Here is a 23,795-nt window from a genome sequence, read left to right as displayed (position 1 = left end):
GATTTATCCTTGGTTGTCTTGGGCGCGGCTGGCTTCGAGAAGGGCCACGAAACTGGTGAGTTCGTCGATGGCGAGATCGATGTCGCGCTTCTGCGCCGTCAACAGCGCGATCCGCGCCTGGCTGCGCTCGATCACGACCTGGCGCTGCGCACGCCGGCCGTCGCCGAGATCGTAGAGGTCGATCATCTCGCGGATTTCGCCGAGGCTGAACCCGACGCGCTTGCCACGCAGGATCCAGGCGAGGCGCGCGCGGTCGCGGTGCGAATAGATGCGCTGCGTCCCACGACGCTCGGGCGCGATCAGGCCTTCGTCCTCGTAGAACCGCAAAGCTCGCGCGGTGACGTCGAACTCGGCGGAGAGGTCGGAGATCGTGAAGCTCTCGCGATCATGCCGCGGTTCGATCACCGCGTAGGATTCGGGAGAGACCGGGGAAGGAGATGCTCGTGTCGCCATCCCCGACGAGATAACTCTCGTTTACGTCAACGTCAATTAGCGCAGAGCAACTTCCCGGCAGATGATCTCAGCGTTGAGGCCTCCGAGCGCGATCCACTGATCCGATCGACGGTAAGCGCGGCGAGCGATGCGCGACCGGTGCAGAGCGACTCGCAGGCCTGCGTCATGTCGGCCGGAAAGACGATCCGGTCGCCGTCGAACTTCGCGTCGAATTTGCACATGCCGAACGCGACCTTGAGTGCGTCGCCCGAGCGCTCGACCGTGCCGGACGCGGTACAGCCCTGGGCCTCGCCATAATCGACGCTGACCCCGATCCGGGCAATCTTGTCCGTCCCGACGACGCAGACCCGGTCGGTATCGCGCGCCCAGGATCCTTGCAGCGGCGCGTTCGGGTCCGGCACGATGCCCGCCGTCTCGGCAGCGGCTTCCAGCCGAGCCCCCGCACTGTCCGCCACGACGTCGGACGGCTCTCGCCCACATCCGCCCAACATTAAAGCGAGCAGCAGCGCCCGCCTCATTCGGCCGGTACCAGTCCGCCCCCCTCGATCCGCCGGAAGAAGCAGGTCCGCTCGCCGGTGTGGCACGCCGGCCCCGCCGCGTCCGCGATCACCCACACCGCATCCTGATCGCAGTCGATCCGAAGCTCGGCGACGCGCAGCACGTTCCCCGACGTCTCGCCCTTCTTCCACAGCTTCTCACGGCTACGCGACCAGAAATGGGCCTCGCCGGTCGCCTGCGTCTGCGCCAGCGCCTCCGCATTCATATGCGCGACCATCAGCACGTCGCCCGAGACACGGTCGGTGACGACCGCGGTCAAAAGCCCGGCGGAATCGAATTTCGGATCGAGCGTCAGGCCCGTGTCGCGGCTGTGTGTCATGGCGCGAGATATACCCGAAACCCGCCCCGATGCGACCAGCAGCACGCAATGTTATTACAAACAGGCGACAACGCCGCGAACCGCTCGTATAGGGCGGCTTCCGCACGACGTGAGATCCGGCATGCAGACGACCAATCCTTTCGATGACGACAAACTCCGCGAAGAATGCGGGGTGTTCGGCGTCTCCGCCACCGATGGCGCGGCCGCGCTCGTAGCCCTGGGGCTGCACGCGCTGCAGCACCGCGGGCAGGAAGCCGCCGGCATCACCACCTTCGACGGCGCCAATTTCCACACCCACCGCGCGATGGGGCATGTCGCGGGCAATTTCGACCGCGACGACGTGATCCGCGCCCTCCCCGGCACCGTCGCCTGCGGCCATGTCCGCTATTCGACGACCGGCGAGACGGCCTTGCGCAACGTCCAGCCTCTATACGCCGAGCTGTCGACCGGCGGCTTCGCGATCGCGCATAACGGCAACATCTCCAATGCGATGCGGTTGCGGCGCGAGCTCGTCCGCCGCGGCTCGATCTTCCAGTCGACCAGCGATACCGAGACCATCATCCACCTCGTCGCGACCTCGAACTACCGGACGCTGCTCGATCGCTTCATCGATGCGCTGAAGCAGATCGAGGGCGCCTATTCGCTGATCGTGATGACGCCCGAGGGCATGATCGCCTGCCGCGATCCCTTGGGCATCCGCCCCCTCGTCATGGGCAAGCTCGGCGATGCGGTGATCTTCGCGTCCGAGACAGTCGCGCTCGACGTCGTCGGCGCCACCTTCGTCCGCGCGATCGAGCCGGGCGAGCTGGTCATCGTCCAGGGTTCCGAGATCCGCTCGATCCGCCCGTTCGCACCGATGGCGGCGCGGCCATGCATCTTCGAATGGGTGTATTTCTCGCGCCCCGATTCGATCGTCGACGATCACTCGATCTATTCGGTCCGCAAAGCGATCGGCGCGCAGCTCGCGATCGAATCGCCGGTCGATGCCGACCTCGTCATCCCCGTCCCCGATTCGGGCACGCCGGCGGCGATCGGCTATGCGCAGCAGTCGGGCATCCCTTTCGAGCTCGGCATCATCCGATCGCATTATGTCGGCCGCACGTTCATCTCGCCGGGCGACAAGGTCCGCCATCTCGGCGTTAAACTGAAGCACAACGCCAACCGTGCGCTGATCAAGGGCAAGCGGGTCATCCTCGTCGACGATTCGATTGTCCGCGGCACGACTTCGCTGAAGATCGTCGAGATGATGCGCGAGGCCGGCGCGGCAGAAGTCCATATGCGAATCGCCAGCCCGCCGACGCGGCATTCGTGCTTCTATGGCGTCGACACGCCCGAGCGCGAGAAGTTGCTCGCGGCCAAGCTCGACCTCGGCGGCATGACCGGCTTCATCCATGCCGACAGCCTGAACTTCATCTCGATCGACGGCCTCTACAAGGCGCTCGGCGAGGCGAAGCGCGCGGATGTCCGTCCGAAATACTGCGATGCGTGCTTCACCGGCGATTACCCGACCACGCTGACCGACCATGACGAAGGCTCGGAAGTCGATCAGTTCGCGATGCTCGCCGAACGCGTCATCTGATAATCCCGGAGCGATTATGACGGACAAGCCTCTCGAAGGCCGGCTGGCGCTGGTCACCGGTGCCAGCCGCGGCATCGGCGCTGCGACTGCGATCGCTCTGGCGGCGAAGGGCGCACATGTCGTCCTGACGGCGCGCACTCCAGGCGGTCTCGAAGAGGTCGAGGCGACGATCCACGCGGCCGGCGGTTCGGCGACGATCGCCCCGCTCGATCTGGCGGAAAGCGAAGCCATCGCGCGCTTGGCGACGGCGATCGGGGACCGCTGGGATGCGCTTGATATCCTCGTCCTCAACGCTGGCATGCTCGGCTCGCTGTCGTCGGTCCCGGCGATCGACCCGAAGGAAATGGCGCAGGTCCTGACTCTCAACGTCAGCGCACAGGCCGCGCTGATCGCGGCGTTCGATGCGATGCTGAAGAAGGCCAAGTCGGCCCGCGTGATCGGCGTGACCTCCAGCGTAGGCCGCAAGCCCCGCGCATACTGGGGTCTATATGGTGCCTCGAAGGCCGCGTTCGAAACGCTGCTCGGTGCCTATGGCGACGAGATGGCGGAGATCAGCGCGATCCGCACGGCGATCGTCGATCCCGGTGCGACCCGCACCAAGATGCGCGCGCGCGCCTATCCGGGCGAAGATCCGAATTCGGTCAAGGAACCGACGGTGGTGGCTGACCGGATCGTGGCGCTGGCAATCGAAGGCTTCGAACCCGGCCATTTCGAGCGGGTGAACTAAAGGAATCCTCACCCGCCAGGGGGAGGTGGCTGGCGCTTGCCAGACGGAGGGGGAGGTAAGCGACCACGTAGCTTCCGTGTCCTCCCCCTCCGTCGCCTTTGGCGCCACCTCCCCCTGGCGGGGGAGGATTCTAGCGCTTCACCAGCGTAACCTGCGCGACATCGATCCCGCCGCCGAGAAACCCGCCCTCGCAGTACATCAGATAGTATCGCCACAACGCCACGAACCGCGCATCGAACCGCGCCGGCAACCGCCCCTCGGCCACCGCGGCATCGAACGCCACCCGCCACCGCCGCAACGTCTCGGCATAGTGTAGCCCGAACCCGCGCCGGTCCTCCCACGTCAGCTTGCGCGCCTCCGCCAGCGCGCGAAACCGCGGCTCGGACAACAGCATCCCGCCCGGGAACACGTAACGCTGGATGAAGTCGACACTCCGCGAATAGGCATCGAAGATCGTGTCGTCGATCGAGATATACTGCAACGCCGCGCGCCCACCCGGCTTCAGCGCGCGCGCGATCGCGTCGAGATACACCGGCCAATATTCCTCGCCGACCGCCTCGACCATCTCGATGCTCGCCACCGCGTCATAGGTCCCGGTGACGTCGCGGTAATCGGTCAGCGCCACGCACACGCCATCGAGCCCCGCCGCGGCGATCCGGTCGTCGACCTGCCGCTTCTGCTCGGTCGACAGCGTGAGCGCATGTACGCCGACCCCCGCCCGCGCCGCCAGCTCCGCAAACGATCCCCAGCCGCAGCCGATCTCTAGGATCGTATCACCAGCCCGCACGCCGGTTCGGTCAAGGATCGCGCGCAACTTGGTCGTCTGCCCCGCCACATGCGGCTCGGCATCGTCGAAGGGCTCTTCAAAGATCGCGCTCGAATAGGTCAGGCTCGGATCGAGCCACGTCTCGTAGAAATCGTTGCCGAGGTCGTAATGCGCGGCGATGTTCTTCCGCGAGCCAGTCGGGTCGTTCCGCCGCATTCTGTGCCACGCCCGCGCCGCCAACCGCACTACGCCCCCCGACCGCGCCGCGCCCCCCAGCGACCGCCGGTTGCGCATGAAAAGGTCGAACAGCGGGACCGGATCGGGGCTCGACCAGTCGCCTGCCGCCCAGCCCTCGTACCAGCCGACCGACCCCGCCGTCGCCAACCGCACCAACGCACGCCAGCGATGCACGGTCACCACCGGCAAAGGCCCCGGCGCGCGCCCGCCGATCAGCCTTCGCGTGCCGTCCGGTAGCCGTGCGTCGATCCCGCCGCTCTCAAGCCCCGCATCGATCCGGTCTAGCAAGCGGTGGAAAATCGGCGCGACGAGACGCGCGACCGGGGAAACTTGCGCGGCAGGCACATCGTCGAAAGCGGGAACGGCAGTCATCGCGGCGCTCCATGCAACAGGGGGGCGAGCTAGGAAAGAGGAAGGCGTTAAACAGTAGTCTATGTCGGTGGATAGACGACGGACGTCTCCTATCGTCATCCTGACGAAAGTCAGGATCCAGAGCCAAAAAGGTCGCCGCCTGTTACTCTGGATCCTGACTTCCGTCAGGATGACGGGTGTGCGTTTGGCAGTATATTAACGCGCGTGGCGCCCGGCTTCGAGCGCCCGCTCGCGCCCTTCGCGATGCCCGACGATCTTCGCCGGATATGCCTTTGGCCGACACCCCGACTCGTCCGGATCATGGATCGCCGCCCCCGACACCTTCGCCAGTTCCGGCACCCACTCGCGGATATAGTCCCCCGCGTCGAACTTCTCCGACTGCGACAACGGCGCCATGATGCGTCCGAACATGTTCGAATCCACGCCCGTCCCGGCCACCCACTGCCAGTTCACCGCGTTATTCCCGTAATCCGCGTCGACCAGGCAATCCCAGAACCAGCGCTCGCCTTCCCGCCAATCGATCAGCAGGTGCTTCACCAGGAAGCTCGCCGTGATCATCCGCACGCGATTATGCATCCACCCCGTCGCCCAAAGCTGGCGCATGCCCGCATCGACGATCGGATACCCGGTCTTGCCCTCCTGCCACGCCTTCAAGTCCGCATCGGACTCCTTGCCGGATCGCCAGGGGAGCTTATCGAACTTGGGCCGCCCGTTCGTGTCGCCGTAATCCGGCATCGTCAGCACGACGCCATCGGTGAAATCCCGCCACGCCAGTTCCTTGCGGAACGTGGTCGCATCGCCGTGCCCGTCGACCGCATGCCACACCGCACGCGGCGAAATCTCGCCGAAATGCAGATGCGGGGACAGGCGCGACGTGCCCTCGATCGACGGCATGTTGCGATCGACGTCATAAGCCTCGACGATCGGGGCCATCGCCTTCGCGTTCTTCAACGCATGCGCCTCGCCCGGCGTCCAGTCCTTGAACCCCGTCGACCAGTCCGGCTTGGTCGGCAGCAAATCCCAGTCCGCGAGCTTTTCGGTCTTCGGCCACGTCGACGGCGCCGGGACCGTCCGCGGTACAGGCTCGGGCTCGCCCGGCGGCATCATCTGGTTGAGCGCCTTCCAGAACGAGGAATACACCTTGAACTGCCCACCTGAGCCCGTCTTTACGTCCTCGACGCGCGCGAGATGATTGCCATCATGCAGGCACAATCGATCGCCGAGCGCTGCCTCGGCCTTGCGCCACCACGGCTCATAATGCCGGATCGCATGGACCTGCCCGGCGCCGGTTTCCTCCATCAGCGCCGTCAGCACCTCGACCGCATCGCCGCGCCGCAGGATCAGCCTCGAGCCCTTGTCGGCCAGCGACGTCCCGAACGCGTCGAGCGTGTGATGCAGCCACCAGCGCTGCGCCCCGCCCATCTTCCATTTCCCCGGCGCATCGTCGTCGAGGACGTAGACCGGAATTACCGGCCCCGCATGCGCGGCGGCGATCAGCGCGGGTTGATCGTGAAGGCGGAGGTCCTGGCGCAGCCAGAGCAAAGAAGGTGTCGTCATCGCGCGTTCAATGCACCAACCCGCAGTCCGGCGTCACCTGCGGCGGCAAAAGTTTCGCCCAGCGTCATGATCGCGGCGACGTGCCGCTCGGCGATCGCGAGCGCATCCTCGCCGTACCCGCCGCCGACCGTGCTCGCGAGCGGCACGCCTCGGTCGATCGCAAGGCCAGCGACCAGCCGCTCGCGCCGCGCCAAACCGTCCATGGTCAGCGACAACCGCCCCAGCCGATCGCCCTCGAACGGGTCCACCCCCGCCTGATACAAGATCAACTCCGGCCGAAACTCGTCGAGTAACGGCACCAGCGTCGCCCCTAGAATCGCCAGATAAGCTTCGTCGCGGACCTTGTCCGGCAGCGGCACGTCGATCGTCGACCGCGCCTTCCGTACCGGAAAATTCTTCTCAGCGTGGATCGAATAGGTCGCGATCTCCGGCCGTCCCGCGAGCAGCGCCGCGGTCCCGTCGCCCTGATGCACGTCACAATCGACCACGAGAACACGCGCCACCCGCCCCTCGTCGATCAGCCGCGCCGCCGCAACCGCCAGATCGTTGAACACGCAGAACCCCGCGCCGGTGTTTGCCAGCGCATGATGGCTCCCCCCCGCCGTATTTGCAGCAAATCCATGTTTCAGCGCGAGACACGCCGCCATCCACGTCCCGTGCGGCACGATCACCGCGCGCGACGCCACGGCCGCCGTCACCGGAAACCCGATCCGCCGCTCCTTCTCCTTCGGGACCTCCGCACGAAGCACCTCGGCGACGTAATCCTCGTCATGCACCGCCTCCAACCATGCGGTCGGCGTCGCCTCGGCGCGGTGCCATGCCACGGCATCGCCCTTTTCAAGCAGCAGGTCGCGAATCAGCCCGTTCTTGTTCCAGCGATAAGTCGAGCGCGCGGGCGCCGGCGTGATATAGTCGGGATGGTGGACGACATGGATCATGCTCCGTAGGTAGGAACGCGCTGCTCGACCCCCAAGCCATCCGAGCGCCAAGCACCTGCGTTGCGGAGACTATTTTGACCGACACTTCGACCCTCCCGTATCGTCCGTGCGCAGGGATCATGCTGATGAACGCCGACGGCAAGATCTTCGTCGGCCAGCGCAACGATTCGCCGCTCGATGCGTGGCAGATGCCGCAGGGTGGGATCGATCCCGGCGAGGACGCCGAGGCCGCCGCACTGCGCGAACTCGGCGAGGAAACCGGCGTGATGCCGGACAAGGTCGAACTGATCGCGGCGGCCCCCGGCGAATTCGTCTACGACCTCCCACCCGAACTGCTCGGCAAGGTGTGGAAGGGTAAGTGGCGCGGGCAGACGCAGCGCTGGTTCCTCTACCGCTTCCACGGCACCGACGCCGATATCAACATCGCCACAGAGCACGAGGAATTCCGTGCATGGCGCTGGAGCGATCCTGCCGATCTCCCGCGGCTGATCGTGCCGTTCAAGAAGGCGCTATACGAACAGGTACTCGCCGCCTTCGCGCCACATCTCGGCGCAACGGGTACGCGCTGAGCAGTTCCCATTCCGCTACGCTGCCGTTACGGCATGGCTGTGCGCCGCTTATATCTTATCTTTACCGCTCCGCTGCTGTTGGCGAACGCGCCCGATCCGCAATCGGTGATGATCCCCGAAACGATCCGCGCGATGCTCGATGCGGCGCTGGAGTCGGGGAACGAGGCGGACGTCAACACGGTTGCCAAATATGCTCGCGCCGCCGATCCGCTCAGCGGCGACGCGGTGCTGGCGATTGCCGAAAAGTGGAAGGCCGATCGCGCCGCGCAGCGCACGCAGGTCATCCGGCAGGCGAGCTTCCTCGATCTCTGGAGCGGCAAGGCGGAGGTTGGCGGCTATCTGACGACCGGCAATTCCGATACCGCTGGCGGCACCGCGGTGCTGGATTTGAACCGCGAGGGCCTTCGCTGGCGACAGAAATTCCATGCGCAGGCCGATTACCAATCCAACGTCAACGTCACGACGCGCGAGCATTACCTTGCGTCTTACGAACCGAACTACAAGATCGACGACCGGGCGTATATCTATGGCGTCGCGCAGTATGAAGGCGACCGGTTCCTGGGGTATTTCAACCGCTATTCTACGTCCGTCGGTGCCGGCTACAGCCTGATCAAGACCGCCGGCACCAAGCTCGATCTCGAACTCGGACCGGCCTATCGTTATACCGAATTCACCGACGACACCGAGCAGAGCAGCATCGCCGCGCGTGGGACGGCAAATTTCAGCATCCGTATTCTCAGCGGGCTGTCGGTGAGTCAGGTCGCATCCGCCTATGTCCAACGCTATAACAGTACGCTCAGCGGCACGACGTCGCTCAACGCAAAGTTGATCGGACCACTCTCCGCTGCGCTGTCGTACAGCGTCCAGTATGAAAGCGAACCGCCGATCGGCTCGGTCTCGACCGACACGACCAGCCGCGCATCGCTCGTCTACAGCTTCTGAGCCTGTTCCCACCCGCGCCCGGCCTCGCTAGGGTTGCGCGATGAGGGGACTTTCAACTGTAGAGCGCGATGCCGTCGACACGGCGGGCGCTGCACCGATGCTGGCGCAGGTCCAAACCTGGGCGGCGATCAATAGTGGCACGCGCAACCTCGCGGGCCTGGCGACGATGGCCGGGTTGCTCGGCGATGCGTTCGCGACCCTGCCGGGCGATATCACGCTGGTCGAGCCAACCCCGGTCGACAGCGTCGGTGCGAACGGCCTGGTCTCGGCGATCGAGCACGGCAAGCACCTGCATCTCGTCGTGCGGCCGGACGCGCCGGTGCGGATGCTGTTCACCGGACACATGGATACGGTCTACCCGATCGGTCACGCATTCCAGTCGCTGCAGTGGCTCGACGACGGCCGACTGAACGGCCCCGGCGTGGCGGATATGAAAGGGGGGCTCGCCGTCATGCTCGCGGCGCTCCGGGCGGTCGAAACCAGCCCGCTCGCCGCCGGGATCGGCTATGACGTCGTCGTCAACTCCGACGAGGAAACCGGCTCTTTCTCGTCCGCCGCGCTGCTGGCCCGCGCCGCGCACGGCAAGGTCGCAGCCCTGACCTACGAACCCGCGCTTGCCGACGGTACGCTCGCCGGTGCGCGCGGCGGCACGGGAAACTTCTCGATCATCGTCCATGGCCGCAGCGCGCACGCCGGTCGCAACCCGGACGACGGCCGCAACGCGCTGGTCGCCGCGGCCGACATCGCGGTGCGCCTGTCGAAGGTGCGCGGCCCGCGTCTTGCCGTGAACCCGGCGCGGATCGAGGGCGGCGGTCCGAACAACGTCGTGCCCGACCTCGCCATTCTTCGGATCAACTTCCGCCCCGCGACGCTCGACGAGATCACGCGCGCGCAGTCGCATATCGACTCCGCCGTCGCGATGGTCGCTGCCGAGCATGACGTCCGCATAGAGGTTCATGGCAGCTTCAACCGCCCCCCTAAACCGATCGACCCGGGCGCGGCGCGGCTGTTCGACCTGGTCAAGGCATCGGGTGCGGACCTCGGGCTCGACATCGCCTGGAAGGCGACCGGCGGCGTCTGCGACGGCAACAACATCGCAGCCGCCGGCGTGCCAGTCATCGACACGATGGGCGTTCGCGGCGGCGCGATCCATTCGACCGACGAATTCATGATCCCCGACAGTCTGGCCGAGCGCGCGGCGCTGTCGGCCGTCACCATATTGCGTATTGCGGAGGGCCGCTTGTGAGCTTCAGGATCCGCGCGGCGGTCGATGCCGATCTCCAGCATCTCTATGAAATGGCAAAGCTCACCGGGGGCGGCTTCACCAACCTGCCGCCCGACCGACGCGCGCTGACCGCCAAGCTCGAGCGCAGCCACGCCGCCTTCGCGCGTACCGACGGCCCGGTCCAGGACGAGCTGTTCGTACTCATCCTCGAAAACATCGAGACGCAGGAGGTGCGCGGCACCTGCCAGATCTTCACGCAGGTGGGACAAAGCTACCCGTTCTACAGCTACCGGATCGGCCAGCTCACGCAGCACAGCAAGGAGCTGAACCGCACCTTCCGCGCCGATATGCTTTCGCTCGCCACCGATCTCGAAGGCGCGAGCGAAGTCGGCGGGCTGTTCCTCCATCCCGGCGAACGCGCCGGCGGTCTTGGCCTGCTGCTCGCACGCAGCCGCTATCTGTTCATCAAGATGCACCGCGCACGCTTCGCGGACCGGATCCTCGCCGAACTGCGCGGCGTGATCGACGAGGCCGGCGGCTCGCCGTTCTGGGACGGCCTTGCGGGTCGCTTCTTCGGGATGAATTTCCAGGATGCGGATCAGTTCAATGCGATCAATGGCCATCAGTTCATCGCCGACCTGATGCCCAAACACCCGATCTACACCGCGATGCTGACCGAGAGCGCACGCGCGGCCATCGGCCTGCCGCACCCTTCGGGTCGCGCGGCGATGCGGATGCTGGAGAACGAAGGCTTTGCGTTCGAGAATTACGTCGACATCTTCGATGGCGGCCCGACGATGACCGCCCGCACCGACCAGGTCCGCTCTATCGCCGATGCGCGCGATAGCACAGTCGTGGCGATCGGCGGCGACGACGGCAAGGATGCCTTGATTGCGACCGGCCGGCTCGCGGCCTTTCGCGCCACATTCGGTCGCGTCCGCGACATCGAGGGCGGCATCGCCCTGTCGGAGGATGCCGCTCAAGCCCTCGACATCGCCCGGAACGACAGCGTTACACACGTGGCACGGCTATGACTTTGGTCGAGATCAACTTCGACGGACTGATCGGTCCTAGCCACAATTTCGCCGGTCTCAGCCCCGGCAATCTCGCCGCAACCCGCCATGCCGGTCACGTAGCGCACCCGCGCGCGGCGGCATTACAGGGCATTGCCAAGATGCGGGCGAACCTCGATCTCGGGTTAGTTCAGGGGATCCTATTTCCGCTGGCTCGACCGGATCACGCCTGGCTGAAGACGCTGTCCACGAGCTATCGCGCTGCGCCCTATCACCTGAAAGCGCAGGCGCTCTCGGCGTCGGCGATGTGGGCGGCGAACGCGGCGACCGTTTCGCCTGCTCCCGATACGCGCGATGGCCGCTGTCACCTGACGGTCGCGAATCTTGGGACGATGCCGCACCGCAGCCATGAGCCACACGGCACGCTTGCCCAACTTCGGATGGCGTTCGCAAACCCCGCTTTCGCCGTCCATCCTCCCATCCCCGCACCGTTCGGCGACGAAGGCGCGGCGAACCACATGCGCCTCTGCGCGAGTCATGATGCGCCCGGTGTCGAGGTCTTCGTCTACGGCCTGCCCGGTGGCCCATTCCCCGCGCGCCAGCACTGCGACGCGAGCGAAGCCGTCGCGCGATCCCATGGTCTCGATGTCGCGCAAACGCTTTTCGTCCAGCAATCCGACGCGGCGATCGCCGCGGGAGCGTTCCACAACGACGTCGTCGCGGTCGCAAACGAACGCGTGTTGTTCGCACATGAACATGCGTTTGCCGACAAGCACCGGTTCTACACGAGCCTCCGTGCCCTGATGCCCGAAGTAGAAATCGTCGAAGTCCCGGCCGACCGCGTAAGCCTGGCGGATGCGATTGCGTCTTATCTGTTCAATGCGCAACTCGTGTCGGTCGCCGACGGTATGGCGCTGGTTCTTCCCGAGGAAGCGCGCGCTAACCCCGCGGTCTGGTCGTGGCTTCAGGCGCATGTCGCGAGCAACGGGCCGATCCGGCATCTGCACGTCGTGGATGTCCGGGAATCGATGAGCAATGGTGGCGGTCCGGCCTGCCTTCGCCTGCGCGTCGTCGCCGACCCAACCACGGTCGATCCCCGCTTCCTGGTCGACCACGACACGCTCAACCGCATCGAAGCCATTGTCGAAACGCACTGGCCGGAGACCATCGATCCCGCTGAGATCGCCGATCCCGCGTTGATCGCCCAGATCGAAACGGCGCGGCACACGCTTCTGACCGCCCTCAACCTTGTCGAGTTAATTGACAGTTAACCACAAAGGCCAGGGAATAATTGGCCGCAATTCGCCGTTGGCACGCTTTTTGCTTGACTTGCTCCATGTGGACTCGCCTTACCCGCCTTTTCATCATCAAAACAAAATTCGAGGCCTTTCTCGTCATTTACGGCCTTGGCGTGGGCGCGGTCGAGCGCGGCATGCACTATCTCCAGCAATATCCAGGCTATGGCGGCTGGATGCTGTTTGCCGTCTGCCCGATTGCGGTTTTCATGGCTGGCGGACGGATCATAGACTCGGTCGATCACGCCCGCGGGCGATAGACGTTACGCCTTCTGCTGCGTCAGATGCAGATAGCGGCTGGAAAAATCCGCCAATTCGCGCAGCGCATCCCAGCGCGGGAAGCTGATCCGACGTCGGTTGCGCGATATCAGCCCGTCGGCCTCGAGCGACTTGATGGTCCGGTTGACATGCACTGCGGTGAGCCCGAGCGCGTCGCCGAGCTGTTCCTGGCTCATCGGCAACTCGTAGCCGTTGGCATCGACCAAGCCCTGCATATCGAGCCGGATCGCAAACTCGCACAGGAAATGCGCCAGCCGCGACCGCGCATCACGCCGGCCGATATTGAGGATCCACTCACGAAAAATCGATGCCTCGACCAGCGTGTTGACGAAGATCGCATTGCCGATCGACGCACGCGTCCGCGCCAGTTCGCGCAAGGCGGATCGCGATATCGTGGCGACCTCCGCGCGGGTCAGCGTCTGGACATTATGATCCGCGACATCGAGAAAAAGGTGCTGAAAATCGAGCGCTTCACCTGGGATGTGCAACGAAACGATCTGGCGCATGCCCGATCCGGTCAACTTCTGGCGGTACGCGAAACCGGACAGCAACACGGCGCATTGCTCGGGCGCATCGCCCTCCCGCACGAGATAGGACGACGGTTCATAGGTACGCAAAGTATAGGGCAAGGCAAGCAGGGCACGCCGATCGGCGTCGTTCAGGACCGCATGCGTCTCGAGTTTTCGCACCATCAAAGCCAGCGGAGCGAGCGGCGAAATCACGGCATTATGGTCCATCAGAATATCGTTCAACTGCGTTCTCCCGCACAAATCGGGGCGGGAGCACATGCCTCTCTCGGCCGTCAGCGCCCAAGGATCGGCTGTCGGTAAAAGACGATAACATATTCGGATCAAGCTGATCGCAACATATGGTCGATGGTTGAAATAAACATGAATTAAAGATCGAGGTCGAAGGTCACATCCGTATCTTTGACGATATTTGCCTCAGTGTAGCAGATACTGGCCCGATCCGAGAGTTGTTTTGTCGATCGACCGAATAGATCGCTCAAAATCGTCTGTTTACGATCGAGACGAAGACCCGGGGGCAATCTCATCCAGCGCGCTTTGCAGGCAGTCGATACAGTCGCTCAGCTTGGCGCCGAACAAGGGATTGTCGCCCTGATCCGCAATCCGCATCGCTTCCTCGATCAAAAAGACCATCGATTTCAACCGTGCGATCGCCTGCGGTTCGTTGTGCATTTCGGCCTCCTTCGCACATGGTGATCGCTCCTACCAGAGCCCCGCCAGATCCGTGCAAGCGACAGCGATTAACCAATACCGGTACCGACAGGCAAGGTTGCTGGCTCTGCTCGACGACGCGATTCCTGAACACGGCGTGGTCGCTCTACATCGGCTGCTTCCAATGTTGGACGAGGCCCGCCATCAGAACGTCGACGGAGTCGACCTGCGCCGCCAGCCTCAGATGCAATATCCCTGCCGCGTCGCGAAAACGCCGCGCAAGCGCATTGTCGGGGACGATACCGAGCCCGACCTCGTTCGAGACGAGGATCGTGCGCGCCTGCATCGTGCGCAGGGTCGCGAGAAGGCGGTCCACCTCGCGGTCGATATCCGCATCGCCGAGCAGCAGGTTGGACAGCCACAAGGTCAGGCAATCAACCAGCACGATGACGTTCGTGCCGTCCGCACCGCGCAAAGCCGCTGCGAGTTCGGTCGGAGCTTCGATGGTCTGCCACCGCGCATCGCGGTCGTCGCGATGGCGCTTGATCCGGTCGCGCATTTCATCATCGAAGGCCTGCGCCGTCGCGATATAGATCAACGATCCGTTAAGCGGCACCGCTGCGGTCTCGGCGACAAGCTGCGCATGGCGACTCTTGCCGGACCGCGCTCCGCCGAGCACGAACAGGCTCTTGCCGAACGATGGTCTGGTTCCCTGTAACGACATGCTTTCTCCTACACCCTTGCAGCACGCCTCCGGAATGACGATGGACGACGGAAGATCAAGCGAAAGGATAGCATGACGGGGTTGCATACGCATGGCGGGAGGGTCGATCTCGCCGCCATCCTGTACCCTGACGCACCGACCCCGTGGATAGATCTGTCGACCGGGATCAATCCCCATGCGTGGCGATCCGACCCGCTGCCGCCCGTGAATCTTGCCGCACTCCCCTCGCCCGCATCGGTTGCCGCGCTCGAAGCGGCGGCTGCGGCGATGTTCGGAACGGATCCCGATCGCGTCATCGCGGTGCCGGGAAGCGAAATCGGACTACGCCTGTTGGCCGGTCTCGATCTCCCTCGGCCTGCCCGGTTCGTAACGCCCGGTTACGGCACCCACGCCGACGTGTTCGACGATGCCGATCGGCTGGCGCGGGCGGATATCGATACGCTCGCGGCAGGCACACTGCTGCTGGCGAACCCGAACAATCCGGACGGGCTGCTCGATGCACCCGATCGACTGCTGACTCTGATGCGACGCGGCCTATGGCTCGTCATCGACGAAGCCTTCGTCGACCTGCTCCCGTCGTTCAGCATCGTTCCGCACCTCGGCCCGTCCGATCGCGCGATAGTTTTCCGGTCGTTCGGCAAGACGTTCGGCCTTCCCGGGATCCGGCTCGGGTTCATGATCGCGCCACCGATATATGTCGCTGCAATTCGCCACCGGCTGGGCAGCTGGCCGATTTCGGCTTGTGCCGTGGCCTATGGCACGGCCGCGTACCGCGATACCGCGTGGATCGAGGCGACCCGCATCGCAAGCGTTCACCGGGCCGGGCGGCTCGATGCGGTCCTAGCCCGTTACGGGCTATGCAGCGTTGGCGCATGCCCGCTGTTCCGCCTGATCGAAAGCGACGCCGCCGCCACGATATTCGAGCGACTGGCAGACGCCGGGATCCTGACGCGTACATTCGACTATCAGCCACGGTGGCTGCGGATCGGCCTGCCGGCAGACGACGTTGCGTTCGATCGGCTGGACCGGGCGTTGGCGCATGGTTGAGCCGGTCGCGCTCGTCGCGCTCCTGGTCGACGCCGCGATCGGGTGGCCGGCGGCAGTCTATGCAAGGATTGGACATCCCGTAGGCGGCTTCGCGCGGCTGATCGGCCTGGCGGAGGCCCGCTGGAACGTTCGAGAATCATCGGCTGCAGCGCGGCGGGCGGCAGGCATTCTGACAATGCTCCTGCTGGTCGGTGTCGTGGTGATCGTCGCGCTGGCGCTCGACACGGCCTTGCGGACCGTGTTCGGATACGTCGGCTGGATCGCGATCGGCGTGTTCGCTGCACCTGGTCTTGCTATCCGCAGTCTCCATGATCACGTCGTTCCGGTTGCGCACGCGCTCAAGGCGGGTGATCTCGCCACCGCCCGCACGCGCGTCGCGATGATCGTCGGCCGTGACGTCACGTCGCTCGACGAAGCCGGCGTCGCGCGTGCGGCGATCGAGAGCCTTGCCGAGAGCGTGTGCGACGGCGTCGTCGCGCCGCTGTTCTGGTTGGTTGTCGCTGGGTTGCCGGGACTGTGGGCGTATAAGGCGATCAACACGGCCGACAGTCTGATCGGGCACCGTGAGGAGCGTTGGCGCGCGTTCGGCTGGGCGGCAGCGCGGACCGACGATGTCGCGAACCTGCTCCCCGCGCGGCTCAGCGGCGTGCTGCTGTGCCTTGCCGGGCTCGGCGGATGGCGGACGATGTGGCGCGACGCCGGGAATCACGCGTCGCCCAACGCCGGCTGGCCCGAAGCGGCGATGGCCGGTGCGCTTGGTCTCAAGCTTGCGGGCCCGATCGCCTATGACGGGGTGAGCGTCGCCAAGCCCTATATCGGCGATGGCCGTGCGGACGCTACCGCTGCCGATCTTCGCGCCGCGCTCGGCATCTATTGCCGGGCGTGCGTGCTGCTGTTCGTCATTGCCGGCGGGATCGCATGGGCGCTCTGATGCTCCAGGGGACCGGCTCGGACGTCGGCAAGTCGGTGCTGGTCGCGGGGCTATGCCGCGCGTTCGCCAATCGCGGGCTGTCGGTCCGCCCGTTCAAGCCGCAGAACATGTCGAACAACGCCGCCGTCACCGCCGATGGCGGCGAGATCGGCCGCGCGCAGGCGACGCAGGCGATCGCCTGCCGGGTCGAACCCAGCGTCGACATGAACCCGGTGCTGCTCAAGCCGCAGGGCGACCGAACCTCGCAACTGATCGTCCGCGGGCAGGTGCGCGGGACGCTCGCCGCGGCGCGCTGGCGCGAGGGGCGCGAAGGGTTGCTTGTCGACGTGCTCGACAGTTTCGAGCGTCTCTCAGCAGGCTGCGATCTCGTCGTCGTCGAAGGCGCGGGCAGCCCGGCGGAGATCAACCTGCGCGCCGGCGACATCGCCAACATGGGCTTCGCACGCGCTGCCGACGTGCCCGTGGTGCTGGTCGGCGATATCGACCGCGGCGGCGTGATCGCAGCGATCGTCGGCACGCGCGCGGTGATCGATCCGGCCGACGCGGCGATGATCCACGGGTTCCTGATCAACAAGTTCCGCGGCGACCCGGCGCTGTTCGACGACGGCTATCGCGCGATCGAAGCGCGGAGCGGATGGCGGGGATACGGCGTCGTGCCGTGGCTTGCAGACGCGGTACGGTTGCCGAGCGAGGACGCGGTAATCCTCGAACGCCCGATCGCCTCTTCGCAGCGCCGCGTCACGATCGCCTGTCCGATCACGCCGCGGATCGCCAATTTCGACGACCTCGATCCGCTCCGCCTCGAACCCGGCGTCGCGCTGGTGATGGTACCGCCGGGGACGCCGATCCCGGACGTCGACATGATCGTGCTCCCGGGATCGAAAGCAACGATCCCCGACCTCGCCTTTGTCCGCGCGCAAGGCTGGGACATCGATATCCGTGCGCATCACCGCCGCGGCAAGCCGGTGCTCGGGCTCTGCGGCGGCTATCAAATGCTCGGTCGCAGCATCGTCGACCCTGACGGGATCGAGGGGCCGGCGGGGCGTGTCGACGGGCTCGAGTTGCTCGACATCGACACGGTCCTCACCGGCCGCAAGACGCTGGAGCGGGTGCGCGGCCGGGCGCAGGGCGCGGCATTCGAGGGCTATGAGATGCACATGGGCGCGACCACCGGACCCGCAACTGCCCGTCCCGTAGGCCACCGCGCCGATGGCAGTCCCGAAGGCGCCACGAGTGCGGACGGGCTGGTGTCGGGCAGTTACGTCCACGGCCTGCTGGGGCTTGCGGAGCAACGCGCGGTGTGGCTTGCGCGGCTCGGCGTCGCCGCCATCGGGCCCGATCATGGCGCGTCGATCGATGCTGCGCTCGATGCGATCGCCGCGACGCTCGAACGTCACGTCGATCTCGATGCGCTGCTGGCGCTAAGCGAGCGTGCAGGTCACCGCGAGCGCAATTAGCAGCCCGGTCTCGACGATCTCTATCCCGGCGCCATGCGCGTCGCCCGTCACGCCGCCAAGCGTCCGCCGGAACCATGTCGCGATGCCGAGCACGAGCAGCGGGAGAGCGATGAGCGCCGGCACCGCAACCGCGGCGAGCGCGAGCAGCAGGCCCCATCCCAGCAGATCGCGCGCGCGTACCGCACCAGCAACCGCTGCGCCGAGCCCGCCGGCCCGCAGTGGCGGCAACAATCTCGCCCATGCGAGCGGCCCCATCCTCGCCGCGAACGGAACGAGGATCAGTGCCCAGTTCATGCCGATCGCATGCAGCAGCACGAGTTTGGCGAGCATCTGACCGACGATCGCGATGACGCCGAAGCTCCCGATATGAGGATCGGCCATGACCGCGAGCAGCCGCGTCCGATCGCCATGCGCCGCGCCCAGCCCATCGGCGAGGTCGGCGAGCCCGTCGAGATGCAGCGCCCCCGTCACCGCGATCCAGGTCAGCAGCGCAGCACAGGCCCCCATCCACGGATCGACCAGCGCACCCAGCCATCCGACCGCCGCGACGATCATGCCGATCACGAGACCGACGGCAGGGTAGCACCGGATCGCCGCAGCGAAATCAGTCGAGGTCACCTCGACGCGCGGCATCGGCAGGCGGGTCAGAAAGCCAAACGCGACGATCAACCGTTTCACGTCGCCAGCCCGACGATCTGCACGGTCCGCGTCGGGCCCGGCCATATGCGTAGCGAGACGAGCGCGGCATAGGGGAGGTCGAACGCCCAGATCTGCCATCGATCGAACCCGCACAATTCCGCGAGCGCCGCCCGGATCGCGCCGCCATGCGTCACCACCAATGTCGAGACCGGTGGCATCTCTGCCAGTGCGCCCGCCACACGGTCCTGCAACGCGGACCAGCGTTCGCCATCGGGCGGTGGCGAGGCATCGGGATCGTCGTAGAACGCCGCCAACTCGGCGGGGTCTATCTCGGCTGGGCCCAAACCGTCCCAGGTGCCGAAGTCGAGTTCCCGCCAGCGTGGATCGACCTCGACCGAAACGCCGCGCGGCTCCCCGATCGCCGCCGCACAGACACGCGCGCGGATCAGATCGGATGCTGCGATCTGTTCCACCGCGATCCCCTCCGCGCGTGCGACGCAGGCGGCGATCCCCGCCTCGGTTGCCGGGTCGTCGGTCCGTCCGAGCATTCGCCCCGCCACTTCGGGCGCCCCGTGCCGCATCAGGTGCAGCATGTACGCGCTCACGCCGCCGAAACGCCCGCCTCGGCGAACGTCGCCATCTCGGCATGCACGGCCAGCGCGGCTCGAACCAGCAATGTCGCGGTCGCAGAGCCGCTGCCCTCGCCCAGCCGCATCCCGAGCGAGAGCAATGGTTCGATGCCCATTCGCTCAAGCAGAACACGGTGCCCCGGCTCGGCCGAGACATGGCCCGCAAGGCAATGCGCGAGAATGTCGGGACACGCCGCCGCCAACGGCGCGATCGCCGCACAGCAGATGAACCCATCGAGCATCACCGGCACGCCCGCCTGCCGTGCGGCAACCACCGCGCCTGCGATCGCCGCCAACTCGCGCCCACCAAGCCGCCGCAAGATCTCGAACGGCGTGGCCAGCGCGTCGCGGTGCAACGCGACCCCGGCTTCGACCACCGCGATCTTCCGCGCGATGCCCTCATCGTCGACCCCCGTACCCGGCCCTACCCAGTCGCTCGCCGACTCGCCGAAGCTCGCCAGGCACAGCGCCGCGGCGGTCGTCGAATTGCCGATCCCCATCTCGCCGAGCACGACCAAGTCCGGCACATCCGCGACCGCCGCCGCACCCGCGTTGATCGCGGCGAGGCACTCGTCCTCCGACATCGCCGGCGCTTGCGTGAAATCCACCGTCGGGCGATCGAGGTCGAGCGACACGATCTTCAGCTCGAGGCCCGCCGCTCGGGACAGCGCGTTGATCGCCGCGCCGCCAGCCTCGAAATTGGAGACCATCTGCGCGGTGACCGAGGCCGGAAACGCGCTCACACCGCGCGCGACGATGCCGTGGTTGCCCGCGAACACGACCGCGCTCCCGCGATCGAGCCGCGGCAGCGGGTTGCCTTGCCATCCGGCCATGAAGACCGCGATATCCTCCAGCCGCCCGAGCGACGCAGTTGGCTTGGTCAGTTGGCCTTGCCGGGCGACCGCCGCGGAGCGCGCCGTAGCATCCGCCTGCGGCAAGCCGTGCAACGCCGCGAGAAACGCGGCGGGCGTCGCGAACGCGGTCATTCGACGACGAACCCGGCGGGCGGCGTGCGGGTGATGAAATGGCCCTTCACGCCCTGCGGCCATTGCTTGAACGGCACCTGCCCGAACGCGCTTTCGCCGTAGAGCTTCGCGTAATCGAGGATCGCGCGTGCGGAATCCTCGGTCGGTTCGAACCGGCCGAGCACATAACCGACCTTGGCGGGTGCGCGCAGGTGGATGGTGCAGAAATCCTGGCATGCGAACAGGCACGGCATCTCCTGCACCGCAACGTCGGCATAGGCGGGATCGCTTGCCTGCACCGCTTTCAGCGCGCTCACCAGCCTTGCGCCGCCGCGCTGGCCCTGCTCGTCGTCGCGCGCATCGGCGGAATGGCGGCACGTGTTGCACGCAACCACCGCGACGCCGTCTTCGACCGGCTTCAGCATGTCCGTTCCCGGACGATCTCAGAACGATTTATACTAGGCATAGGAACCCCTTCGGACAGTCGATCCCGCACCGCACGAAGGGCAAAAGGCGTACGCCTCCAGCCTCCGCGCGACGCGAAGCGATGTCGTCGCTCGGGGTATTACCCGTCCGTTCGGCGCACCCTGGCCGGACGAAAGACGACCGCGACGGGCAGGTCTCCTGGCTCGCGGGTCAACGCCGTCCGCGCCGCCTTCTCGGGAGTATCCCAATGGCATGAGGCACGATGGCTCGCCGCGTACAGTTGCAGGGGCAGCCGGGTGTTTCCCGTTCCCATTTTCATTTCCCTAAGCGTTGCCGCCTCGGGAAAACCTGTCGCGGGTCGAGCGATACGCGGGAGGCTCGGGGGACGCAAGACGGCGGCCGGCGGTTGGGTACCCCCGCCAGCAGTTCCACCAACCTCCCGTCATCCTGACGAAAGTCAGGACCCACGGTAACAGGCGGCAACCTTCGTGGCTCTGGGTCCTGACTTTCGTCAGGATGACGGAGCGTTGATGGTTCGCGTCGTGACCGCGTGAACCACCCTCTGGCTCGCCTAGAACTCCACGCCGGCCTGCGCCTTAACCCCCGACCGGAACGGGTGCTTCACCTGGGTCATCTCGGTCACCAGGTCCGCCATCTCGATCAGCGCATCAGGCGCGTTCCGCCCGGTCACCACAACATGCGTCATCTCGGGCTTGGCTGCCAGCACCGCCAGCACCTCGTCGACCGGCAGATAGTCATACCGTAAAACGATGTTCAGCTCGTCCGCCACCACCATCGCATAGGATGGGTCGGCAATCATCCGCTTCACCTCGTCCCAGGCCTCGCGCGCCACCGCGATGTCGCGCGCGCGGTCCTGCGTATCCCAGGTGAAGCCCTCCCCCATCGGCATGAATTCGCACAGGTCCGGGAACGCATCGAAGATCGCCTTCTCGCCGGTCGCCATCGCGCCCTTGACGAACTGCACCACACCGACTTTCCGCCCATGCCCGATCATCCGCACCGCCATGCCGAACGCGGCGGTCGACTTGCCCTTGCCCTTGCCGGTGTGGACGATGATCAGGCCCTTCTCGATCGTCTTGCTCGCGACGATCCGGTCATGGACCTCCTTGCGCTTCGCACTCTTGGCATTCTGCTCGTCGTCGGTCCGCATGATCATATCCTCTCGTCCTCCCGATGGCGGATCGCGCCGCGCGGCGCTAGAGGACCGAGCATGCTCCGCATCACCGACCTCAAGCTCCCGCTCGACCACGCCGACGAAGCGCTCCCCGCCGCGATCCGCGACCGGCTGCGCGTCACCCCGCGCGACCTGATCCGCTACACCATCGCTCGCCGCGCACATGACGCACGCGACAAGATGGACATCCACCTGGTCTATTCGGTCGACGTCACGCTGAAGAACGAGGACACGGTCCTCACGCGGTTCCGCAAGGATCGCCACGTCCAGCGTACGCCCGACACCGGCTATCGCTTCGTCACCAAGGCCGGACCGAGCTACAAGGGCCTGCGCCCGGTGGTCGTCGGCGCCGGCCCCTGCGGGTTGTTCGCCGGCCTGATCCTCGCGCAGATGGGGCTGCGGCCGATAATCCTCGATCGCGGCAAGGTCGTCCGCGAGCGCACCAAGGACACTTGGGGCCTCTGGCGCAAGAGCGTCCTCAACCCCGAATCCAACGTCCAGTTCGGCGAAGGCGGTGCCGGCACCTTCTCCGACGGCAAGCTCTGGAGCCAGATCAAGGACCCGCGCCATCTCGGCCGGAAAGTCCTGACCGAGTTCGTCAAAGCCGGCGCGCCGCCCGAAATCCTGACCGAAGCGCACCCGCATATCGGCACTTTCCGCCTCGTCACGATGGTCGAGAGTATGCGCGAGACGATCGAGGCGCTCGGCGGCGAATACCGCTTCTCCACCCGCGTCGACGGTCTCGACATCATCGAGCAGGCCGGTACGCGCCAACTTCGCGGCCTCCACCTTAGCACCGGCGACTATCTCGAAGCCAACCACGTCGTCTTCGCGGTCGGCCACAGCGCGCGCGACACGTTCGAGATGCTCCATGCCAAGGGCGTGCATGTCGAGGCGAAACCCTTCTCGATCGGCGTCCGTATCGAACATCCGCAATCGTGGATCGACGAAGCGCGGTTCGGCCCGTGCGCCGGCCATCCCGATCTCGGCGCGGCGGCCTACAGCCTGTCGCACCACTGCAAGAACGGGCGGACCGTCTACAGCTTCTGCATGTGCCCGGGCGGCACCGTCGTCGCCGCGACCTCCGAAGAGGGCCGAGTCGCCACCAACGGCATGAGCCAATATTCGCGCAACGAACGCAACGCGAACTCGGGCATCGTGATCGGCATCGATCCCGAGCGCGACTATCCCGGCCACCCGCTCGCCGGGATCGAGTTGCAACGCCATTGGGAATCGCGCGCCTATGTCGCCGGTGGCTCGAACTACAAGGCGCCCGCGCAACGCATCGGCGACTTGCTCGCTGGACGACCCTCGACCGCGCTGGGCTCAGTGATCCCGTCGTACAAGCCCGGCGTACACATGACCGACCTCTCCGAATGCCTGCCCGAGTTCGCGATCACCGCACTGCGCGAGGCGCTACCGGCGTTCGGCCGCGAGATCCCCGGTTACGATCATCCGGATGCGGTGCTGACCGGGGTGGAGACGCGTACGTCGTCGCCGGTCAGGATCACGCGGGGTGACGATTTCGTGAGCCTCAACACCAAGGGACTGTTCCCAGCTGGCGAAGGCGCTGGCTACGCCGGGGGCATTCTCTCGGCGGCGGTGGACGGCATCAAGGTGGCGGAAGCGGTCGCGCTGAGCATGGTCGCGTAAGCCCTTCCTAGTTCCCCGGCGAAAGCGGGGGCCCAGGGGTCACAAGCGCCAGCCTTTATTACCCTGGACTCCCGCTTCCGCGGGAGAACGAAAAGCCCAAAAACTTCGCCATCCGTAAGGCG

The 23,795-nt window shown here is 65.9% G+C and carries 26 protein-coding genes and 1 riboswitch; of the genes, 12 read left to right on the top strand and 14 right to left on the bottom strand.

Annotated elements, in window-relative coordinates:
* Positions 1–3: 3 nt before the first annotated feature.
* Genes SPHN_RS01235 through hisI form a run of 3 tightly spaced genes read right to left on the bottom strand, consistent with a single transcriptional unit; the run spans position 4 to position 1,330 of the window.
* Positions 4–453, bottom strand: coding sequence for a MerR family transcriptional regulator (locus SPHN_RS01235; protein ID WP_248520666.1), 450 nt, complete (start codon positions 451–453; stop codon positions 4–6).
* A gap of 32 nt (positions 454–485) precedes the next feature.
* Positions 486–971 (bottom strand): hypothetical protein, encoded by a 486-nt coding sequence (locus tag SPHN_RS01230; RefSeq protein ID WP_248520665.1) that lies wholly within the window; start codon positions 969–971, stop codon positions 486–488.
* Entirely contained in the window at positions 968–1,330 is a 363-nt protein-coding gene (gene hisI / locus SPHN_RS01225) for a phosphoribosyl-AMP cyclohydrolase (RefSeq protein ID WP_248520664.1), read from the bottom strand. Before hisI ends, SPHN_RS01230 begins: the two co-directional genes overlap by 4 nt.
* Positions 1,331–1,451: 121 nt before the next feature.
* On the opposite strand from hisI, the gene purF reads away from it, so the two are divergent.
* The gene (gene purF / locus SPHN_RS01220; RefSeq protein WP_248520663.1) at positions 1,452–2,909 is read left to right on the top strand and encodes an amidophosphoribosyltransferase; all 1,458 of its coding nucleotides are present in this window, start codon (positions 1,452–1,454) and stop codon (positions 2,907–2,909) included.
* Positions 2,910–2,925: 16 nt separating this feature from the next.
* Entirely contained in the window at positions 2,926–3,636 is a 711-nt protein-coding gene (locus SPHN_RS01215) for an SDR family NAD(P)-dependent oxidoreductase (protein WP_248520662.1), read from the top strand.
* Between the two features lie 130 nt (positions 3,637–3,766).
* On the opposite strand, the gene SPHN_RS01210 is transcribed toward SPHN_RS01215, so the two are convergent.
* From SPHN_RS01210 to SPHN_RS01200, 3 genes are all read right to left on the bottom strand, one after another.
* The gene (locus SPHN_RS01210) at positions 3,767–5,011 is read right to left on the bottom strand and encodes an SAM-dependent methyltransferase (protein WP_248520661.1); all 1,245 of its coding nucleotides are present in this window, start codon (positions 5,009–5,011) and stop codon (positions 3,767–3,769) included.
* 195 nt (positions 5,012–5,206) lie between these two features.
* Positions 5,207–6,568, bottom strand: a complete 1,362-nt coding sequence (locus SPHN_RS01205) for a cryptochrome/photolyase family protein (RefSeq protein ID WP_248520660.1) — start codon at positions 6,566–6,568, stop codon at positions 5,207–5,209.
* The gene (locus tag SPHN_RS01200) at positions 6,565–7,506 is read right to left on the bottom strand and encodes a histone deacetylase family protein (protein WP_248520659.1); all 942 of its coding nucleotides are present in this window, start codon (positions 7,504–7,506) and stop codon (positions 6,565–6,567) included. Before SPHN_RS01200 ends, SPHN_RS01205 begins: the two co-directional genes overlap by 4 nt.
* 74 nt (positions 7,507–7,580) lie before the next feature.
* Between SPHN_RS01200 and SPHN_RS01195 the strand changes: the two genes are divergently transcribed.
* From SPHN_RS01195 to SPHN_RS01170, 6 genes are all read left to right on the top strand, one after another.
* Entirely contained in the window at positions 7,581–8,075 is a 495-nt protein-coding gene (locus tag SPHN_RS01195) for an RNA pyrophosphohydrolase (RefSeq protein ID WP_248520658.1), read from the top strand.
* 39 nt (positions 8,076–8,114) lie between these two features.
* Entirely contained in the window at positions 8,115–9,017 is a 903-nt protein-coding gene (locus tag SPHN_RS01190; protein ID WP_248520657.1) for a DUF481 domain-containing protein, read from the top strand.
* A 40-nt stretch (positions 9,018–9,057) separates the two neighbouring features.
* Positions 9,058–10,263: a hydrolase gene (locus tag SPHN_RS01185; protein ID WP_248520656.1), complete on the top strand. Its 1,206-nt coding sequence runs from the start codon at positions 9,058–9,060 to the stop codon at positions 10,261–10,263.
* Positions 10,260–11,276 (top strand): arginine N-succinyltransferase, encoded by a 1,017-nt coding sequence (locus tag SPHN_RS01180; protein ID WP_248520655.1) that lies wholly within the window; start codon positions 10,260–10,262, stop codon positions 11,274–11,276. The genes SPHN_RS01185 and SPHN_RS01180 overlap by 4 nt, the downstream gene beginning before the upstream one ends.
* Positions 11,273–12,526 carry an N-succinylarginine dihydrolase gene (locus SPHN_RS01175; RefSeq protein WP_248520654.1) on the top strand — a complete coding sequence of 418 codons (1,254 nt, stop codon included), beginning with the start codon at positions 11,273–11,275 and terminating at the stop codon, positions 12,524–12,526. Before SPHN_RS01180 ends, SPHN_RS01175 begins: the two co-directional genes overlap by 4 nt.
* A 65-nt stretch (positions 12,527–12,591) precedes the next feature.
* The gene (locus SPHN_RS01170) at positions 12,592–12,810 is read left to right on the top strand and encodes a hypothetical protein (RefSeq protein WP_248520653.1); all 219 of its coding nucleotides are present in this window, start codon (positions 12,592–12,594) and stop codon (positions 12,808–12,810) included.
* Between the two features lie 3 nt (positions 12,811–12,813).
* Here SPHN_RS01170 and SPHN_RS01165 read toward each other — a convergent pair whose 3' ends face one another.
* The 3 genes from SPHN_RS01165 to cobU all read right to left on the bottom strand — a co-directional run bounded on the left by SPHN_RS01165 (position 12,814) and on the right by cobU (position 14,731).
* A complete protein-coding gene (locus SPHN_RS01165) occupies positions 12,814–13,566 on the bottom strand; it encodes a Crp/Fnr family transcriptional regulator (protein WP_248520652.1) in 753 nt (250 codons plus the stop codon).
* A gap of 282 nt (positions 13,567–13,848) precedes the next feature.
* Positions 13,849–14,028, bottom strand: coding sequence for a hypothetical protein (locus SPHN_RS01160; protein WP_248520651.1), 180 nt, complete (start codon positions 14,026–14,028; stop codon positions 13,849–13,851).
* Positions 14,029–14,173: 145 nt separating this feature from the next.
* Complete coding sequence (gene cobU / locus SPHN_RS01155) at positions 14,174–14,731, bottom strand: bifunctional adenosylcobinamide kinase/adenosylcobinamide-phosphate guanylyltransferase (protein WP_248520650.1); 558 nt, start codon at positions 14,729–14,731, stop codon at positions 14,174–14,176.
* Positions 14,732–14,803: 72 nt separating this feature from the next.
* Here cobU and SPHN_RS01150 point away from each other — a divergent pair, with 72 nt between their 5' ends.
* From SPHN_RS01150 to SPHN_RS01140, 3 genes are read left to right on the top strand one after another with little or no spacing between them, the layout of a single operon-like run.
* Entirely contained in the window at positions 14,804–15,778 is a 975-nt protein-coding gene (locus tag SPHN_RS01150) for an aminotransferase class I/II-fold pyridoxal phosphate-dependent enzyme (protein WP_248520649.1), read from the top strand.
* Entirely contained in the window at positions 15,771–16,709 is a 939-nt protein-coding gene (cbiB, locus tag SPHN_RS01145) for an adenosylcobinamide-phosphate synthase CbiB (RefSeq protein ID WP_248520648.1), read from the top strand. The genes SPHN_RS01150 and cbiB overlap by 8 nt, the downstream gene beginning before the upstream one ends.
* The gene (locus SPHN_RS01140) at positions 16,697–18,166 is read left to right on the top strand and encodes a cobyric acid synthase (RefSeq protein WP_248520647.1); all 1,470 of its coding nucleotides are present in this window, start codon (positions 16,697–16,699) and stop codon (positions 18,164–18,166) included. Before cbiB ends, SPHN_RS01140 begins: the two co-directional genes overlap by 13 nt.
* Here SPHN_RS01140 and cobS read toward each other — a convergent pair.
* The 5 genes from cobS to cobO all read right to left on the bottom strand — a co-directional run bounded on the left by cobS (position 18,131) and on the right by cobO (position 22,002).
* On the bottom strand, positions 18,131–18,844 hold the full coding sequence (cobS, locus tag SPHN_RS01135; RefSeq protein WP_248520646.1) for an adenosylcobinamide-GDP ribazoletransferase: 714 nt from the start codon (positions 18,842–18,844) through the stop codon (positions 18,131–18,133). The genes SPHN_RS01140 and cobS overlap by 36 nt on opposite strands.
* Positions 18,841–19,398, bottom strand: a complete 558-nt coding sequence (locus tag SPHN_RS01130; RefSeq protein WP_248520645.1) for a histidine phosphatase family protein — start codon at positions 19,396–19,398, stop codon at positions 18,841–18,843. Before SPHN_RS01130 ends, cobS begins: the two co-directional genes overlap by 4 nt.
* Positions 19,399–19,406: 8 nt before the next feature.
* Positions 19,407–20,420, bottom strand: coding sequence for a nicotinate-nucleotide--dimethylbenzimidazole phosphoribosyltransferase (gene cobT, locus SPHN_RS01125; RefSeq protein ID WP_248520644.1), 1,014 nt, complete (start codon positions 20,418–20,420; stop codon positions 19,407–19,409).
* Positions 20,417–20,824, bottom strand: a complete 408-nt coding sequence (locus tag SPHN_RS01120; protein ID WP_248520643.1) for a DUF1636 domain-containing protein — start codon at positions 20,822–20,824, stop codon at positions 20,417–20,419. The genes cobT and SPHN_RS01120 overlap by 4 nt, the downstream gene beginning before the upstream one ends.
* 172 nt (positions 20,825–20,996) lie before the next feature.
* Positions 20,997–21,192: riboswitch (cobalamin riboswitch) on the bottom strand.
* A 204-nt stretch (positions 21,193–21,396) separates the two neighbouring features.
* Complete coding sequence (gene cobO / locus SPHN_RS01115) at positions 21,397–22,002, bottom strand: cob(I)yrinic acid a,c-diamide adenosyltransferase (protein ID WP_248520642.1); 606 nt, start codon at positions 22,000–22,002, stop codon at positions 21,397–21,399.
* A gap of 54 nt (positions 22,003–22,056) precedes the next feature.
* Here cobO and SPHN_RS01110 point away from each other — a divergent pair, with 54 nt between their 5' ends.
* The gene (locus SPHN_RS01110) at positions 22,057–23,673 is read left to right on the top strand and encodes an NAD(P)/FAD-dependent oxidoreductase (protein ID WP_248520641.1); all 1,617 of its coding nucleotides are present in this window, start codon (positions 22,057–22,059) and stop codon (positions 23,671–23,673) included.
* The last annotated feature ends 122 nt before the right edge of the window (positions 23,674–23,795 follow it).

The sequence above is a fragment of the Sphingomonas faeni genome (assembly GCF_023195535.1).
Classification (GTDB): domain Bacteria; phylum Pseudomonadota; class Alphaproteobacteria; order Sphingomonadales; family Sphingomonadaceae; genus Sphingomonas; species Sphingomonas faeni_B.
This window is presented reverse-complemented; position numbering and strand designations above follow the sequence as displayed.